The organism is Synechococcus sp. CCY9201, from assembly GCF_034931105.1.
In the GTDB taxonomy this organism is placed as follows: domain Bacteria; phylum Cyanobacteriota; class Cyanobacteriia; order PCC-6307; family Cyanobiaceae; genus CBW1002.
Map to the genome: position 1 here is coordinate 1 of NZ_JAYGIC010000003.1, position 16,720 is coordinate 16,720.

Genomic DNA, 16,720 nt, shown 5'->3' on the forward strand with positions numbered 1-16,720 from the left:
GCTCTGCAGCGCTGGCTGGTGGCCGGCCACCAGGGCTCCATGGCCTGGATGAGCGATCCGCGCCGCCGCACTGCGGAGGCCCTGCTGCCGGGGGTGCGCAGCCTGCTGGCGGTGGGCCTCAGTTACTACGTGGCGGCCGAACGGGCACCCGGCAGCCTGGCGGTGGCCCGCTACGGCTGGGGGCGTGACTACCACCGGGTGATCGATGGCCGCCTGCGGCGTCTGGGGCGGTGGCTCGAGGCCGAAGCACCGGGCACCGGATGGCGTGCCTGCGTGGACAGCGCGCCGCTGCTGGACAAGGCCTGGGCCGAGGAGGCAGGCCTCGGCTGGATCGGCAAGAACGGCAACCTGATCCATCGCCAGCATGGCTCCTGGCTGCTGCTGGGCCATCTGCTCACCACCCTGGACCTGCCGGCCGACCACCCCGCCGAACCACTCTGCGGCTCCTGCAGCCGCTGCCTCGAGGCCTGCCCCACCGGCGCCCTGCCGGAACCCTTTGTGGTGGATGCCCGCCGCTGCCTCGCCTTCCACACGATCGAAAATCGCGATTCGGAATTACCGGAGCCCATCACCGCGGCGATGGGCCCCTGGGTGGCCGGCTGCGACATCTGCCAGGACGTGTGTCCGTGGAATCAGCAGCCGCTGGAGAGCAGCCCCGACCCTGAGGTGCAGCCGCGGCCCTGGCTGCTCAACCTGCGGGCCGAGACGGCCCTGGGCTGGGATGACGCCACCTGGGACGAGCACCTGCGGGCCTCGGCCCTGCGCCGCATCAAGCCCTGGATGTGGCGCCGCAATCTGCGGGCGGCGGCGGCGGGCAGGGCGAGCGGCTGTCCCTAGGGTGGAGCCTCCCTGTTGGGCAGTTGTGATCCGGCGCTGGTGGCAGTTCAGGAGCAAAGGGATGGCATCTGAGTTCACGCCGGCCGCGAGCCTGGCGAGGCGGAGTCTGCGGACCTGGGCCCTGGCCATGCCGCTGGGGATCGGCCTGTGGGCCGCTCAGATGGCGCCGGCCCGGGCGCTGGTGCCCTATGTGTTCGTCCCCCAGAGCCCGGAACTGGCGGGCGCTGGTCTGGGAATTGCCCAGGCGGCCGGCCGGCTGCTGCGGCTTGGCCAGGCCGAGGACGCCGCGCGACTGGCGGCGCTCACCGTGCAGCTGCTGCCCCAGGATCCGCGCGGTTGGCTGCTGCTGGCGGAAGCCCAGCTGCGCAGCAACCAGCTCGACGAGGCCGCCGCTGCCCTGGCCCGGGCCAAGGAACTCGATCCGCGCAATCCCGGCATCTGGTTCGCCCAGGGATCCCTGGCCCTGCGCAACGGCGAACCGCAACAGGCGGTGGGTCTGTTGCAACAGGGGATCAAGCTGGATGGCCGCAATGCCGGCGCCTACTTCGATCTGGGCAACGCCCATCTGCTGCTGGGCGATTCCGGCGCAGCTCTCTCTGCCTTTGAGCGGGCCTCCGGCCTGCGCAAAGACTTCTGGGAAGCGATCAATAACCAGGGTCTGGTGCTCTACGAGCAGGGCCGCGGCAAAGAGGCGATCGATCGCTGGAGGCGGGTTCTGAAGATCCGCCCCGAAGCCGCCGAACCCAGCCTGGCGCTGGCAGCCGGCCTCTACGCCAGTTCACCGCAGCAGCAGACGGAGGCCCGCAAGCTGGCCGCCCAGGCCCTGGATGACGAGCCCAATTACGTGCTCGACAGCTTTCAGAAAGAACAGCTCTGGGGCGTCAGGCTGAGGGCCAGCACCCGCCGACTTCTGGAGGATCCAGAGCTCAAGAGCGTGGTGGACCGCGCCAACGCCAATGCTGAATCCAGTGCGGATCCGGAGGAGTCCGCCCCTTGACTTCGGGGAGAACCCGCACAGGATCTGTAGGCTGAGCCCCACTTTTCGCCCTCAGACCGAAGACCCGGATGGCCGAGGAGCGCGTTCAGCCCATCGCCCTGCATCAGGAGATGCAGCGCTCCTACCTCGAATACGCGATGAGCGTGATCGTGGGGCGGGCTCTGCCGGACGTGCGCGACGGTCTCAAGCCGGTGCAGCGCCGCATCCTCTACGCGATGCACGAGCTGGGGCTGACCCCGGATCGGCCCTACCGCAAGTGCGCCCGCGTGGTGGGCGATGTGCTCGGCAAATACCATCCCCACGGTGATCAGGCGGTCTACGACGCCCTGGTGCGGCTGGTGCAGACCTTCGCCAGCCGCCACCCGCTCCTGGACGGCCACGGCAACTTCGGCTCCGTCGATGACGATCCGCCGGCGGCGATGCGGTACACCGAAACCCGGCTGGCCCCGATCGCCAACGAGGCGATGCTGGAGGAGATCGGCAACGACACGGTCGATTTCGCCCCCAACTTCGACGGCTCCCAGCAGGAGCCGACGGTGCTGCCGGCCCAGCTGCCCTTCCTGCTGCTGAATGGCTGTACCGGCATCGCCGTGGGGATGGCCACCAGCATCCCGCCCCACAACCTCGGCGAGGTGGTGGATGCCCTGATCGCCCTGGTGCGCAAGCCCGACCTCAGCAACGAGAAGCTGCTGGAACTGGTGCCCGGCCCCGACTTCCCCACCGGCGGCGAGGTGCTGATCGGCAGCGGCATCCGCGACACCTACCTGGGCGGCCGCGGCAGCATTCCGATGCGGGGGGTTGCCCACATCGAGGAGGTGCAGCCCGGCAAGGGCCGCCACCGCCGCAGTGCCGTCGTGATCACCGAGCTGCCGTATCAGCTCAGCAAGGCCGGCTGGATCGAGAAGCTGGCCGACCAGGTGAATGAGGGCAAGATCGGCGGCATCGCCGACATCCGCGATGAAAGCGATCGCGATGGCATGCGGGTGGTGGTGGAGCTGCGCCGCGATGCCGACGCCACCAAGGTGCTGGCCGACCTGCAACGCCGCACGGCCCTGCAGAGCAATTTCGGCGCCATTCTGCTGGCCCTGGTGAACGGCCAGCCGGTGCAGCTCACCCTGCGGCGCATGCTGCAGGAATTCCTGGAGTACCGCGAACTCACCCTGATCCGCCGGACCAACCACGCCCTGCGGCGCTGCGAGGACCGGTTGGAGGTGGTGGAAGGCCTGATCCGGGCCCTGGAGGCGCTCCAGCAGGTGATTGCCCTGATCACCGCGGCGCCGGATGCCGCCACCGCCCGCGCCAGCCTGCAGGTGCAGCTCGATCTGAACGAGCGCCAGGCCGATGCGGTGCTGGCGATGCCGCTGCGGCGACTCACGGGGCTGGAGCAGGAGAGCCTGCGCAAGGAGGTGGAGGAGCTGCGGGTCGAACGCAGCCGCCTGCGCCACCTGCTCGACGACCGGGCTGCCCTGCTCGACCATCTGGTGGCCGAACTGAAGCGGCTGCGCAAGCGCTATGCCACGCCGCGCCGCACCCGGCTGGTGGAGGGGGGCGATGAGCTGGTGGCGCAGCGCAGCGCCGCCGTGCGTCCGAATGCCGAACTGCAGCGCCAGCAGGCCTTCGAGGCCCTGGCCGGCGACAGCCGGCTGCTGATCCTGGCCGATGGCGCCGTGAAGATCGTCGGCCCCCAACTGCTGGGCCGCCTCCATCTCGAGGAACCCGCCCCGCTGGCGGAACAGCCACCACCGGCGCGGCTGATCCTGCCGACCGCCGGCCAGCCCAACCTGCTCGCCTTCACCGCCAGCGGGCGGGTGGCCCTGCTGCGCTGGGAATTTGCCGGACAGCAACAGGGTGGGCTGGAACGCTTTCTGCCGGACAGCCTCGAGGGTGAGACGGTGGTGCAGGTGCTCCCCCTGCCCGGCCAGGCCAGCGGCATCAGCCTCGGTCTGCTCAGCAGCGACGGCCGCTTCAAGCGGCTGCCCCTGGAAGACTTTCAGGAACTCTCCGGCCGGGCCGCCACCGTGCTCAAGCTCAAGGAGGGCGTCAGCCTGCTGCGGGTGGTGCCCTGCCATGACAGCCAGGATGTGGTGGTGGCCAGCAGCACCGGCCGCCTGCTGCGTCTGGCGGTGGAGGAAGCCAACCTGCCGCTGATGGGACGCACCGCTCAGGGGCCGGTACTGCTGCGGTTGCTGCCGGGCGAGGCAGTGGTGGGCGCCGCCGCCGTGGCCACCGGCGGAGACGTGCTGCTGGCCAGCCGTCTGGGCCTGCTCAAGCGCCTGGCGGTGGAGAATCTGCGGCCGTGTCAGCGGGGTGATCTGGGCCAGATCGCCATCCGCTTCCGCGATCGCCGTGATGCCCTGGTGGATCTCTGCGGTGCCGAGACGCCCCTGGTCAGCGTTGTGATCTCAGAGGTCCGCAGCGTGCGGCTTGCCACCGCAGAGCTTGAGCGCCAGGACAGCAGCGGCGACGGCGAACTGCTGGGCCTGCGCGACCGGGAAACGGTTCAGGCCCTGGTGCCACTGATCACCGGCTGACCTGCAGCCGCCGTTCAGGACGTACAGGGCAGCGCCTCAGCGCCGAGATTCTCGCCTCAGCCGACCATCGCCAGGCCGGCCGGTTCAAGCATCAGCTTGCTGGCCCTCACCTCCTCGGGCAGGTCGATGGGATAGGCACCGTCGAAGCAGGCGGTGCAGAAGTGGCTGGAATTGGCCTGGGCCGCGTCCACCATGCCCTGCTTGCTGAGGTAGGCCAGCGAATCGACGCCGAGATGGGCGCTGATCTCAGCCAGGGTCAGACGGGCGGCGATCAACTGATCCTGGGTGTCGGTATCGATGCCGTAGAAGCAGGGGTGGGTCACCGGCGGTGAGCTGATGCGCATGTGCACCTCGGTGGCGCCGGCCTCCCGCAGGGCCGCCACCAGCTTGCGGCTGGTGGTGCCCCGCACGATCGAGTCGTCGATCACCACCACCCGCTTGCCGGCGAGCACATCCGGCAGGGGGTTGAGCTTGACGCGGATGCCCGCTTCCCGCATCGCCTGTGTGGGCTGGATGAAGGTGCGACCGACGTAGCGGTTCTTGATCAGACCGTCGGCGAAGGCGATTCCACTGACCTGGGAGTAGCCGATCGCGGCCGGAATGCCGGAATCGGGCACGCCGATCACCAGATCAGCCTCCACAGGCGTTTCACGGGCCAGAGCTTCGCCGATGCGGACGCGGTAGCTGTAGAGCGATTCGCCGAAGAAACGGCTGTCGGGGCGTGCGAAGTAGATCATCTCGAACACGCACAACTTGGCCGGCTCTTCACACCAGCGGCTGCGCAGAGGTTCAGGTTCACCAACACGGAAGTGAATGATTTCGCCGGCACCCACATCATCGATGTAGGTGGCGCCGATGATATCGAGCCCGCAGGTTTCACTGCTTGCCACCCAGCGGGCCTCCTGCCGCTCACCGATGTGGCCGAACACGAGGGGACGGATGCCGTGGCCGTCGCGCAGGGCAAACAGGCCCTCGGGGGTCCCGATCACCAGACTGAAGGCACCGCGGCACTGGCCGGCGGCCGCGCGGATGGCCTCATCCCAGCCCAGGCCCCCGTTCACGGCGTGCTGCACAGCGAAGGCGATCAGCTCCGAATCCGTGGTGGAGGTGAACTCACCGGCGAGGTGATCCAGCGAGAGGCGCAGCTCCGCCGCATTGACCAGGTTGCCGTTGTGGGCCAGCGCAAAGGGCCCGAGGCGGGTCATCAGCACCACCGGCTGGGCATTGCAGACCTTGCTGCTGCCGGTGGTGGAATAGCGGTTGTGGCCGATCGCCAGGTCGCCGGGCATGCGTTCGAGCACGTCCTGGTCGAACACCTGGCTGACCAGGCCCATGTCCTTGTGCAGCCGCACCTTGGGGCCATCGAACACGGCGATACCGGCCGACTCCTGGCCGCGGTGCTGCAGGGCGTAGAGACCGAAGTAGGTGAGGTTGGCCACCGGCTGACCGGGGGACAGCACGGCGAATACCCCACAGGCCTCCTCAGGCTTGTCGGGCCTCAGCTCATCACGGGCAACGGGCTGGTGTTGCTGCAAGACCCTGCCCACCTAAAGCTTGACTGCATCATTGTGCATCAGCCGCGACATCAGGGCTCGGACCGGCTAAATGCTGGGGGGCAGCGCCTGGCCCAGGCGCCGCGGGATCGCCTGTTCAAACGCCTCACCAAGGTCGTCCACGGCCAGGTTCAGCAGGGTCGTGCCGCCGCGGTTGAAGGTCAGGGCAGCAGGGGCCCCGGAGGCGGCCTGCACGGCACCGAGGCACTGGGCCGGAATGGCGGCACCAGCGGCGGCGGCTTGATCGAGGGCCTGCTGCCAGGCGGCGGCATCGGCGGCCGCGATGCTCACCAGCACCCGGGCACCGCCTTCGGCGAACAGCAGACGATCCGGCCGGAGGTCGCCGGCCGGCAGCTGCAGCTCTGCCCCCAGACCGGAGGCGATGCAGGCCTCGGCCACGGCCACGGCCAGCCCTCCGTCGCTGAGGTCGTGGGCGGATGCCACCAGGCCCTGCGCAATCGCCTGACGCAGGAAGGCCTGGACGCGCTTCTCCAGCTGCAGATCGATCAGCGGCGGCCGACCGGTGACGGCCCCGTGAATGCGCTCCAGGTAGCTGCTGCCGGCCAGGCTGACCCGCTCATCGGGCTCCGAAGCCGTGGTAGGAGCCGAGGCGGTGGCGTCCAGCGGCACCCCCAGCAGCCAGATGGCATCGCCGGCCTGACGCCAGGCCAGGCCGCGGACCAGCGCGAGATCGGACACCAGCCCCACCATGCCCACCACGGGGGTGGGGTGAATCGGCTGCATCTGGCCGTCTGGAAGCCGGGTCTCGTTGTAGAGGGAGACGTTGCCACCGGTCACCGGGGTCTCCAGGGCGCGGCAGGCCGCCGAGAGGCCGCGGCAGGCCAGGGCCAGCTGCCAGTAGCCGGTGGGGGTCTCAGGCGACGGGAAGTTGAGGTTGTCGGTCACGGCCAGGGGTTCGGCACCGACGCAGCTGAGGTTGCGGGCCGCCTCGGCCACGGCCGCCATGCCGCCGCGCTCCGGATCGAGGGCCACCCAGCGGTTGGGGCAGTCCACCACCGCCGCCACACCGCGGCTGGCAGCCTGCATCGCCCCCTCTCCCCGCTGGGGCCGCAACCGCACCACGGCCGCATCCGCTCCGCCGGGCAGCACCACGGTGTTGGCCTGCACCTGATGGTCGTACTGGCGGAACACCCACCGCTTGGAGGCGATGGTGGGGTCGTCGAGCAACTGCAGCAGCACCGCAGCCCAGCCCAGGCTCTGACCGGCCAGGGGGCCGTTCACCGGCGTGATGCCAGCCTGGGTGGCCTGCGGCAGCTGGGCCTCGCTCCAGCGCCAATGGGCCTGGATGGCGGCGGGGGGCTCGCTGAGCAATGTGTGGTGGTTGATCGGGGTGTCGTCGGCCAGGGCACTGGCGGGCACCTCCGCCGCCACCGACCCGTGCTGCAGCACCCGCACCACGTTCTCCTGGAGCACCCGGCCCACCTCCGCCGCCTGCAGGCCCCAGCGGGTGAAACGCTCCATCAACGCCTGCTGACGCCCGGGCTTCACCACGAACAGCATCCGCTCCTGGGACTCACTCAGCAGGAACTCGTAGGCGGTCATGCCGCTCTCGCGGGCGGGCACCCGGTCGAGATCGAGCTCGATGCCCAGCCCCCCCTTGGCGGCCATCTCGGAGCAACTGCAGGTGAGGCCGGCGGCGCCCATGTCCTGGGCGGCCACCACATCACCGCTCTGGAAAGCCTCGAGGCAGGCCTCGATCAGACCCTTCTCCAGGAAGGGATCCCCCACCTGCACGGCGGGGCGGTCGTCGAGGGAGGCCGCGGTGAGCTCGGCACTGGCGAAGCTGGCACCGCCCATGCCATCACGACCGGTGGTGCTGCCCACGTAGACCACCGGATAGCCCACGCCCTCGGCGCCGGAGCAGACGATCTCCTCCGTTTCCATCAGCCCCAGGGCCATGGCATTCACCAGCGGGTTACCGGAGTAGCTGGGGTCGAAGGCCACCTCACCGCCCACGGTGGGCACACCGACGCAGTTGCCGTAGTGGGCGATGCCGGCCACCACGCCCTCCATCAGACCCACGTTGCGCTCATCTTCGAGCGGCCCGAAGCGCAGGGCATTGAGCAGGGCGATCGGCCGGGCGCCCATGGTGAAGATGTCGCGCAGGATGCCGCCCACCCCCGTGGCCGCCCCCTGAAACGGCTCCACCGCCGAGGGGTGGTTGTGGCTCTCGATCTTGAAGGCGAGCCGCTGCCCTTCGCCCAGGTCGACCACGCCGGCGTTCTCACCGGGGCCCACGAGGATGCGGGGGCCGGTCGTGGGGAACTGGCTGAGCAGTGGCCGTGAATTGCGGTAGCAGCAGTGCTCCGACCACATCACGCCGAACATGCCCAGTTCGGCCCGATTCGGTTCCCGCCCAAGCCGCCGCACGATCTCGTCGTAATCGGCCTGGCTCAGGCCTTCCTTGCGCAGCGCCTCGGGCAGCGAAAAGGAGGCGGAAGCCGCGGGGGACGGCATGGTGGCAGCCAGGCAACGGTGCTCCACTCTGGCCGAGGGGCCGACCAACGCAGCTGGGCGGGGAAAGGATCCCGTCTTCAGACCCAGGGATCGGCATCGGCGCCGGGATCCCTGCGGGAGCGCGGCTGGGAGCGGGGCAGTGCCTCATCGGGATCAGAGTCGCTCTCCCACTGATCCCAGGCCTCGCGCTCCGGCCTGGGCTCCAGGGGATCCTCGGGGTCCTCCCGCCAGCGGCCCTGGGGCTCCCAGGGGGGCTCCTCCAGCCAACCCTCCAGCCGACCTTCGAAGCGGTCCCCCACCTGATCGATCTGGTCGCGCCAGCGGCCGGTCTCCTGCTCCAGCTGCTCCTTCCAGCGCCGTGAGCGGCGCAGCAGCTCCTGCCGCACGCTGGCGCGGGCCAGGGGCAGCTCGTCCAGGCTGCCCAGGGCGGTGCGCACCACGCCGGGCTGTTGATCCACGATCCGCTCGGGGGTGAGGCGCCAGCGGCTGCTGCCCGGCAACCGTGGATCACTGCGGGCAATCAGGTAGTGGCGGATCCGGCCACTGCGCAGCTCCACCGCCGCATCCACCACGCTGCCGAGGGGCTGGCCCTCCTGGCCCAGCAGGGCGGCATCGAACAGGGTCGGCAGCCGCTCCAAAGTGGCCGGATCCGTCTCGGCCGGCTCTCCCTGCACATAGGCCTCACCTTCCCCGAGCCCCCGCAGCTGATTCAGCCGCCAGACCAGGCGTTGGTTGCCGAAGGCCGAGGGCCTGGTGACCCAACCGAGCAAACGGTGGACCGGCGGATGCATCCAGCCGATCAGACCGGGGCCGTGGTCGAGGCCCTGGTCGCAGCGGACCCGGCGTTGCAGCAGATCGCTGAGCAGCAGCTGCTCGGGAAGGGCCACGCCACTCAACCGCGAATCTGAACGGGCATCACCAGGTAGGTGAAGGCGCCCTCATCGGCCGGCGAGAGCACGGCCGGCGTGGTCGGTCCGTTGCAGTGCAGGATCACCCGCTCGCTGCTGATCACCTTGAGCCCTTCGAGCACATAGCGCACATTGAACGCGATCTCGATCGGCTCCCCTTCCAGCTGGGCCGCCAGGGTCTCGGCACCGCTGCCCACGTCCTGGGCGTCGGCGCGGATGTGCACCTGAGCGGAGGCCGGCTCGGTGCTGATCTTGACCACGTTGTTGTGCTGATCGGCCAGCACCGCCACCCGCTCCAGGGCGGCCGTGAAGGCCCGGCGATCCATGGCGATGCTGCGCCCGAAGCTGTCGGGGATCAACTGGCGGTAGTTGGGATAGGTGCCATCGAGGGTGCGGCTGGTGAGCACCTGATCCGCCGAGAGGAACACCACCTGGCCGCGGTCGCAGAAGAGGTTGAGCGGATCCTCGGACTGACGCACACTCAGCAGCCGCTCCAGCTCCCGCAGGGACCGGGCCGGCACGGTGACGGCAAAGGATTCGCTCTCGACCTCGGGATCGATGCGCAGGGCCTGATCCAGCTTGAGCACGGCCAGCCGGTGGCCATCGGTGGCGGCGCACTCGAGTGAGTCGTTCTCGAGGCGGAGATGGACGCCCGTGAGCACCTGCTTGGCCTCATCGGCGCTGCTGGCGAAGATGGTGGCGCGCAAGCCCTTGACCAGGGCCTCGGCATCGAGACGGATCGGGGTGCCGGCCTGCACCAGGGGCAGATCGGGGAAGTCATCGGCAGGCATGCCCCGCATGCGGTAGCTGCCCGAGAGGGAGGTGAGCTCCACCTGCTCGGTGCCGTCGTCGCAGTGGAGCGTGATCGGACTGTCGGAGGAGAGACGGGAGACGATCTCGCCGAACAGCCTGGCCGGCAGGGTGATGGCGCCGCTGGCCTCCACGGAGGCCGGCAGGCTGGTCTGGATGCCGAGGCTGAGGTCGAAGCCGGTGAGGCTGAGACGACCGGTGCCGGCATCGGCGGTGAGCAGCACGTTGGCCAGCACCGGATGGGTGGGCCGAGCGGAGACGGCCCGGCTGACCAACTGAAGGCTGGCACTGAGTTCGGCCTGGGAACAGACCAGCTTCATGGGGGTTTCTGGAGGCCTGGCGTCCGGCAGATCGGCCTCACCACCGTTCCACAGGGCGGCGCCAAGCGCAACGCACCGGCTGGCCGGATTCCCGCTTTCCACCCCACTTTCCCCAACCCGACTGCCAAAAGGATTGATTTTTTTCTGAATAACAATCCCAACCCGTAGTCGTAGAGCCTGGGGAATCGGGGGAAAACAGCATTAAACCCTTTGCGCTGCAACTGTTTTGCTCTCACAGGCATGAGGAAAACGCCGGAGGAAAACCCTGGAAATCGCAGCTTTCCACCAAATCCCGGCCCTGGGGAAAACCAGGGCCGTCCCGGGTGTCCGGTCGCGTTCATTTTCCCCAGCTCAGGGAATCCCTTTTCCCGGGGTTTTCAGCAGGCGGTTTCAGGGTTGGCTGCGTCCTGAGATCCCGCTGATTCGCAACAAAAAAGCCCCCGATCGGGGGCTGATGACCAGAGCCGCGGTCGCGCTGATCCCAGGGCCGTGAGGCTCAGAAGCCCATCACCTTGGCCACTGTGGCCGTGTCGGGTTCGATGCCGGCGTGGAACTTGGCGTCGTTGTGTTCAATGGCCGTGGTGGGGTCCTTGAGGCCATTGCCGGTGAGCACGCACACCACCGTGGCGCCGCTCGGTACCTCCTCACGTCGTTTGAGCAGCCCCGCCACCGAAGCGGCGCTGGCCGGTTCGCAGAACACGCCTTCTCCAGCCCCGAGCAGCTTGTAGGCCTCAATGATCTCGGTGTCCGTCACGGCCATGAAGTCACCGTTGCTCTCGGCCCGGGCCTTGAGGGCGTTCTCCTTGTTCACCGGGTTGCCGATGCGGATGGCGGTGGCGATCGTGTCGGGTTGCTCCACCGTGTGGCCCAGCACCAGCGGGGCGGCTCCGGCGGCCTGGAAGCCCATCATCCTCGGCAGCTTCCAGCTGCGGCCTGCCTGGCGGTACTCGCGGAAGCCCATCCAGTAGGCGCTGATGTTGCCGGCGTTGCCGACCGGAATGCAGAGCCAGTCGGGCGCTTCGCCGAGGGCGTCCACCACTTCGAAGGCGGCGGTCTTCTGCCCCTGAAGGCGGAAGGGATTGAGCGAGTTCACCAGGGTGACGGGGTAGCGGTCAGCCACCTCCCGCACGATCGCCAGGGCCCGGTCGAAGTTGCCCTGCACCGCCAGCACTTCGGCGCCATACAGCAGGGCCTGGGCCAGCTTCCCCTGGGCCACGTAGCCATCCGGGATCAGCACGAAGGCCCGCATGCCACCCCGGCGCGCATAGGCCGCGGCCGCGGCGGAGGTGTTGCCGGTGCTGGCGCAGATCACCGCTTCCGAACCCGCTTCCTTGGCCTTGCTGATCGCCATGGTCATACCCCGGTCCTTGAAGGAGCCGGTGGGGTTGAGACCGTCGTATTTGAGGAACACCCGCACGCCACGGCCGATCCGTTCGGCGATCGACGCAGCCGGGATCAGCGGCGTGGCTCCTTCCCGCAGGGTCACCACCGGCGTGGCATCGCTCACCGGCAGCCAGGCGCGGTAGGCCTCAATCAGGCCCGGCCAGTCCTGCATCACCGGCTGGGCGCCGAAGGGACCGGTGCCATGGCGCCGGAAGGAACGGAGCAGGGGCACGGGGCAGGGTCTGGAGGCTGGAGGCGAATCTACGGCGCGACTCAGGCTGACCCTGGCCCGGATTCAGGAGCCAGGCTTGGCACCGACATCACCGCGGAGGCCATCAAGGGGAGATTCCGAGAAGAAGCGCACCAGGTCGGTCACGGAGCTCGCCTTGCTCATCAGCCCCAGCAAGGCAGGAATGCTGACCTCGATCTCGTTGGTGGGGTAGGCCTTGAGGAAGCCGATCGGCGACAGCTTGCCGGAGTCTTCAGCGGCACCCAGCACCAGCGCCGATCGCATCGCCTGCACCCCCACCGTCTCAGCGTTGAGTGGGTAGATGATCTGGGCGGCCCGCGCCAGGATCGCCTCGCCGATGCTGGTGTTGAGCAGGCGGCTGACCAGCACGACCGGAACGGTCATCGATTGGTTGAGCAGTTTGGCGGCTTCTTCCGGCTTCTGCTTGCTGAACTTGAGCACGTCCGCGAGCAGACCGCGGGCCTCTCCGGTGGTGGCCAGGTGCTCCAGATCCGCCACTGGAATCGAGCGGCGGAAGGCCCCGCTCACGAACACCAGATTCTCGCCGGCCAGGGCCGCAGGGGAGCTGGCCCAGAGCCCGAGTCCCAGCAGGGCGGCCCCCAGACGGTGGCACTGGCGGGGCTGCCGCCCGGACCGCTTCTGCACGGAACTCTCCGAAGAATGGCCTTCATCGTAGGAGCAGTGTTTGGGTGGGAGCTGAGTGGCGGCTGCGGGACAGGCCGGTTCACCGCCCCCGCTCGCTTCAGGCACTGGCCAGATCGGCGCTGCGCTGGGGCGCCACCAACACATCCCGCAGCAGCCGCACCACGCCACGTTCGGCCAGCCCCCGGGCGACCTGGGCCCCCATGCGGCGCAGATCGGGTTCCCCCACCAGACGCGGCAGACGCTTCAGCAGCAACTGGGGTTCGAAGCCGGGCAGGGCCCGCAGGATCAGCACCAGTTGCCGCACCGGTTCCAGATCCAGCAAGGGCTCGCTGGCTTCCCAGGGATCGCGGCGGCGCAGACCGGGTGGCTGCAGCCTGGTCGGCAGCCGTTGGCCGAGCCGCAGGGTGGCCTGCCAGGCCACCGCATCCATCCGCTCCACCACCGCGTCGACCAGCTGCTGACGCAGCAGACCCCCCTGGGGAGAAAAGAGGAAATCGAGCACCTGGTCGAGCAGGGTGTCCAGATCGAGCTGGCTCCCCTTGGAGGCGCTGGCGATGAGGTTGTCGAGGCGCTGCCAGCGGAAGATCTCGCCATCGAAGAGCATTTCCTTGAGGCTCTGCCGCAGGCTGGGATCGGGATCCTCCATCAGGCGGCGGGCGAAGTAGGGATAGGCGGCACCGAGGATCTTGAAATCAGGATCCACGCTCAGGGCGATGCCCTCGAGGGTCACCAGCGAGCGGATGATCAGGGCGTAGTAGGGCGGAACCTGGAAGGGGAAGCGATACATCACCCCGGAGAGATCATCGGTCACCGCTTTGAAATCCATCCGGCTCACGCCCATCTCCAGCGCCTGGCCGAAGACGCTCTCGAAGGCGGGAACAATCGGTTCCAGGTTCACATCCTCGGCCAGAAAGCCGAGGCTGACGAAGTCCTTGGACAGGGCGCTGAAGTTGCGATTCACCAGATGGACCACCGCCTGAATCAAGCCCGTACGGGCCTCACGGCTCACCTCGCTCATCATGCCGAAATCGAGATAGGCCAGCCGCCCGTCGCTCAGGGCCAGCAGGTTGCCGGGGTGGGGATCAGCGTGGAAGAAACCGTGCTCCAGCAGTTGCTGCAGGCTGCAGTCGACTCCGATGCTCACCATCACATCCGGATCGATGCCGAGGGCCTGGACCGCCTCGAGGTTGGTGAGCTTCACCCCTTCGATCCACTGCATCGTGAGCACCCGGCGGCTGGTGGCCTGGTGGTAGATCAAGGGAACGGCGATCAGGCGGTTGTGGGCGTGCAGCGCGCGAAAGCGGTCTGCATTGGCGGCTTCATGGAAATAATCCATCTCCTCGAATACCCGCCGGCCCAGCTCATCGATCAGCCCGACCAGATCGCTGCGGATCAGCCGCACGTTCTGATTCAGCCAAGCGGCGATATTGCGCACGATGTAGAGATCCAGCGTGATCTGCTCCCTCAGTCCTGGACGCTGCACCTTCACGGCCACCCGCTCACCGGTACGGAGAACGCCGCGATGGACCTGTCCCAGGGACGCAGCCGAGATCGGCTCCCGTTCAAGGCTGGCGTAGATCGCTTCGACCGGTGCGCCCAGATCCTCTTCGATGCAGGCCATCGCCAGGGCTGAATCGAAGCCCGGCAGCTGGTCCTGCAGTTGGGCCAGTTCCTCCAGCAGCATCGGCGGAACGATGTCCGGCCGGGTGGAGAGGGCCTGTCCGGCCTTGATGAACGCGGGCCCCAGATCCACCAGCAGGTTGGCGCATTCGCGGGCCCTGGCCCGGGAGCGTTCAGGGTTGGCCAGCATGCCCAGCAGCCAGTCGGTCCCCACACCGAGCAGATAGAGGCCGATCGGAATCAGGGTCTGGGCCAGTCGGCGCAGGAGCCGCTGGGGATGTCCGGCATAGATCCTGGTGATCGCTGCCGGGTCGTACTCCAGCAGGCCGGCGGCTTCAATGAAATCGCCCAGCTCGGGCGAGCCGCCTCGAGCGGTGGTGCTCAGATCCGGCCAGGGTGTCGATCCTCCAGCCTCCCCTCCTGGACGCGCTGATGAGCGTGGAGTTGCCGAGTGGACTGCATCTCTGAAAACACTGTCCTGATGCGCAGCCTCTTCGAGGACCCTCTCTTCCACGCCAGCCTCTCCGAAGACAGCGGCGCGCATGGCGTCGGCAGCGGCGTCAGCGGCGGTTCGAACCATGCCCCAGCGCCTGTGGCGCAATCCCGTACACCCTCTTCTAGAACAATCGCAAGGCCGCTACGGTCGGGGCGAACACGTGTTCCATACCGGAGGCCGGGGTGCTCACGGGGCTGCGCCTGGAGAACATTGCCCTGATCGAACAGCTGGAGCTCGGTTTCGCGCCGGGGTTCACCGTGTTCACGGGAGAGACGGGGGCCGGTAAGTCGCTGTTGCTCGATGCCCTCGATGCCCTGCTGGGCGGTGCCCAGGGCAGTGCCGGTGCCCGGCTGCTGCGCCCTCGGGCGGAGCGGGCCGTGATCGAGGCCAGCTTCAGCCTCGATCCACCGCTGGAAGTCTGGCTGGCCCAGCAGGAGATCGAGAGCCAGGAGGGTGAGCTCTGGCTCAGCCGGGAGTGGCGCCGCAGCGAGGAGCGCCTCACCAGCCGCAATCGCCTCAATGGCGTGCTGGTCAGCCGCGCTCAGTTGCAGGAGCTGCGGCCCCTGCTGCTGGATCTCACTGTGCAGGGACAGACGCAGCAGCTGGCCCGCCCCGGTCTGCAGCGGCGTTGGCTGGATCGCTTTGCGGGTGAGCCGATCCAGTTGCTGCTTGATCCGGTGCGTCAGGCTTTTGGCCAGTGGCGTGATGCGGTCGAGGCGCTGGAGGCGGCGCAGCGCGATCGCGATCAGCTGGAGCGCGAGCGGATCGCTCAGGAGCAGCGGCTTGAGGATCTGGAGGCGGCGGACCTCGACGACCCGTTTGAGGTGCAGCGCCTCCAGAGCGAGCAGGACCGCCTCGCCCACGGGGTGCGTCTGCAGGAGGGGGTGATGAGCTTGCAGGGGCGCCTGGTGGAGGGGGCCGAGCAGGCGCCTTCGGTGTTCGATCACCTGGCTGCCTGCGAGCAGGAGCTCGCTGTGATGGAGGGGCTGGATGGTTCGGTCAGCCCCCTGCGCCAGCGCTGCACCGAGGGTTTCGTGCAGCTTCAGGATCTGATGCGCGATCTCGATCGCTACGCCGCTTCGCTGGAGAGTGATCCAGCCAGCCTGGCCCAGCTCCAGGACCGCCTCGCCACCCTCAAGGCGCTGGAGCGCCGCCACGGCTCTGATCTCGCCGGCCTGATCAGCCTGCGGGACGCGCTGCGCCAGCAGCTGGCTCCCGGTGGCGCAGCGGCGTCCCTGGCTGCCCTTGAGCAGCGGGAGCAGCAGCTGCGTCAGCGGCGGGATGGTCTCAATGCCGCCCTGCACGAGCGGCGCCAGGCGGCGGCCCGGCAGCTGGAGCAGCAGCTGATGCAGGCCCTGCGGCCCATGGGTCTGGCCAATGTGCGTTTTGAGGTGCGGGTGGAGGCCGCCACGGCCGGTGAGGAGGGCGCCGATGCGGTGCAGTTCCTGTTTTCCGCCAACCCGGGTCAGCCCCTGGCGCCCCTGGCGGAGGTGGCCTCGGGGGGGGAGATGAGCCGCTTCCTGCTCGCCCTCAAGACCTGCCTGGCCGCGGCCGATGCCCACGTCACCCTGCTGTTTGACGAGATCGATACGGGGGTCAGTGGCCGGGTGAGTGGGGCGATGGCGGAGTTGCTGCAGCGCCTGGCCCTGCAGCGGCAGGTGTTCTGTGTCACCCACCAGCCCCTGGTGGCGGCGGCGGCGGATCACCACTACCGCGTCAGCAAGCAGGTCGTCGACGGCGTCACCCACACCCAGGTGTCCCACCTGCGGGACACTCGCGCCCGCCAGGCGGAGCTGGCCGAGCTGGCCGGCGGTGATTCCGGTGACGCCCGCCTGTTTGCCGCCAGCCTGCTGGATCGGGCCGCCGCGCCGCCGCGGCCGGATCGCTAGAAC

At 68.7% G+C, this 16,720-nt stretch carries 11 protein-coding genes; 4 read left to right on the plus strand and 7 right to left on the minus strand.

Translation table 11 applies throughout. From position 1 onward, the window contains the following. The 3 genes from queG to VB716_RS00460 form a co-directional block, all read left to right on the plus strand. On the plus strand, positions 1–837 hold an 837-nt coding region (queG, locus tag VB716_RS00450; RefSeq protein WP_323269433.1), incomplete at its 5' end, for a tRNA epoxyqueuosine(34) reductase QueG. A gap of 61 nt (positions 838–898) precedes the next feature. After that, complete coding sequence (locus VB716_RS00455) at positions 899–1,834, plus strand: tetratricopeptide repeat protein (RefSeq protein ID WP_323269434.1); 936 nt, start codon at positions 899–901, stop codon at positions 1,832–1,834. Between the two features lie 68 nt (positions 1,835–1,902). Then, the gene (locus VB716_RS00460; RefSeq protein ID WP_323269436.1) at positions 1,903–4,365 is read left to right on the plus strand and encodes a DNA topoisomerase (ATP-hydrolyzing); all 2,463 of its coding nucleotides are present in this window, start codon (positions 1,903–1,905) and stop codon (positions 4,363–4,365) included. A gap of 56 nt (positions 4,366–4,421) precedes the next feature. Here VB716_RS00460 and purF read toward each other — a convergent pair whose 3' ends face one another. The 7 genes from purF to VB716_RS00495 all read right to left on the minus strand — a co-directional run bounded on the left by purF (position 4,422) and on the right by VB716_RS00495 (position 14,912). Next, on the minus strand, positions 4,422–5,900 hold the full coding sequence (purF, locus tag VB716_RS00465; RefSeq protein WP_322757936.1) for an amidophosphoribosyltransferase: 1,479 nt from the start codon (positions 5,898–5,900) through the stop codon (positions 4,422–4,424). A gap of 66 nt (positions 5,901–5,966) precedes the next feature. Further along, positions 5,967–8,396, minus strand: coding sequence for a phosphoribosylformylglycinamidine synthase subunit PurL (gene purL, locus VB716_RS00470; protein WP_323269438.1), 2,430 nt, complete (start codon positions 8,394–8,396; stop codon positions 5,967–5,969). 77 nt (positions 8,397–8,473) lie between these two features. Then, on the minus strand, positions 8,474–9,283 hold the full coding sequence (locus VB716_RS00475; protein ID WP_323269439.1) for an RNA methyltransferase: 810 nt from the start codon (positions 9,281–9,283) through the stop codon (positions 8,474–8,476). 5 nt (positions 9,284–9,288) lie between these two features. Beyond that, entirely contained in the window at positions 9,289–10,434 is a 1,146-nt protein-coding gene (gene dnaN / locus VB716_RS00480; RefSeq protein WP_323269440.1) for a DNA polymerase III subunit beta, read from the minus strand. Positions 10,435–10,930: 496 nt separating this feature from the next. Continuing rightward, positions 10,931–11,989, minus strand: a complete 1,059-nt coding sequence (gene thrC / locus VB716_RS00485; RefSeq protein WP_197158982.1) for a threonine synthase — start codon at positions 11,987–11,989, stop codon at positions 10,931–10,933. A 123-nt stretch (positions 11,990–12,112) separates the two neighbouring features. Next, entirely contained in the window at positions 12,113–12,712 is a 600-nt protein-coding gene (locus tag VB716_RS00490; RefSeq protein WP_231598119.1) for an alpha/beta hydrolase, read from the minus strand. Between the two features lie 97 nt (positions 12,713–12,809). Continuing rightward, positions 12,810–14,912: an ABC1 kinase family protein gene (locus VB716_RS00495; RefSeq protein WP_231605471.1), complete on the minus strand. Its 2,103-nt coding sequence runs from the start codon at positions 14,910–14,912 to the stop codon at positions 12,810–12,812. Positions 14,913–15,010: 98 nt separating this feature from the next. Between VB716_RS00495 and recN the strand changes: the two genes are divergently transcribed. After that, positions 15,011–16,717 (plus strand): DNA repair protein RecN, encoded by a 1,707-nt coding sequence (gene recN / locus VB716_RS00500; protein ID WP_323269441.1) that lies wholly within the window; start codon positions 15,011–15,013, stop codon positions 16,715–16,717. The last annotated feature ends 3 nt before the right edge of the window (positions 16,718–16,720 follow it).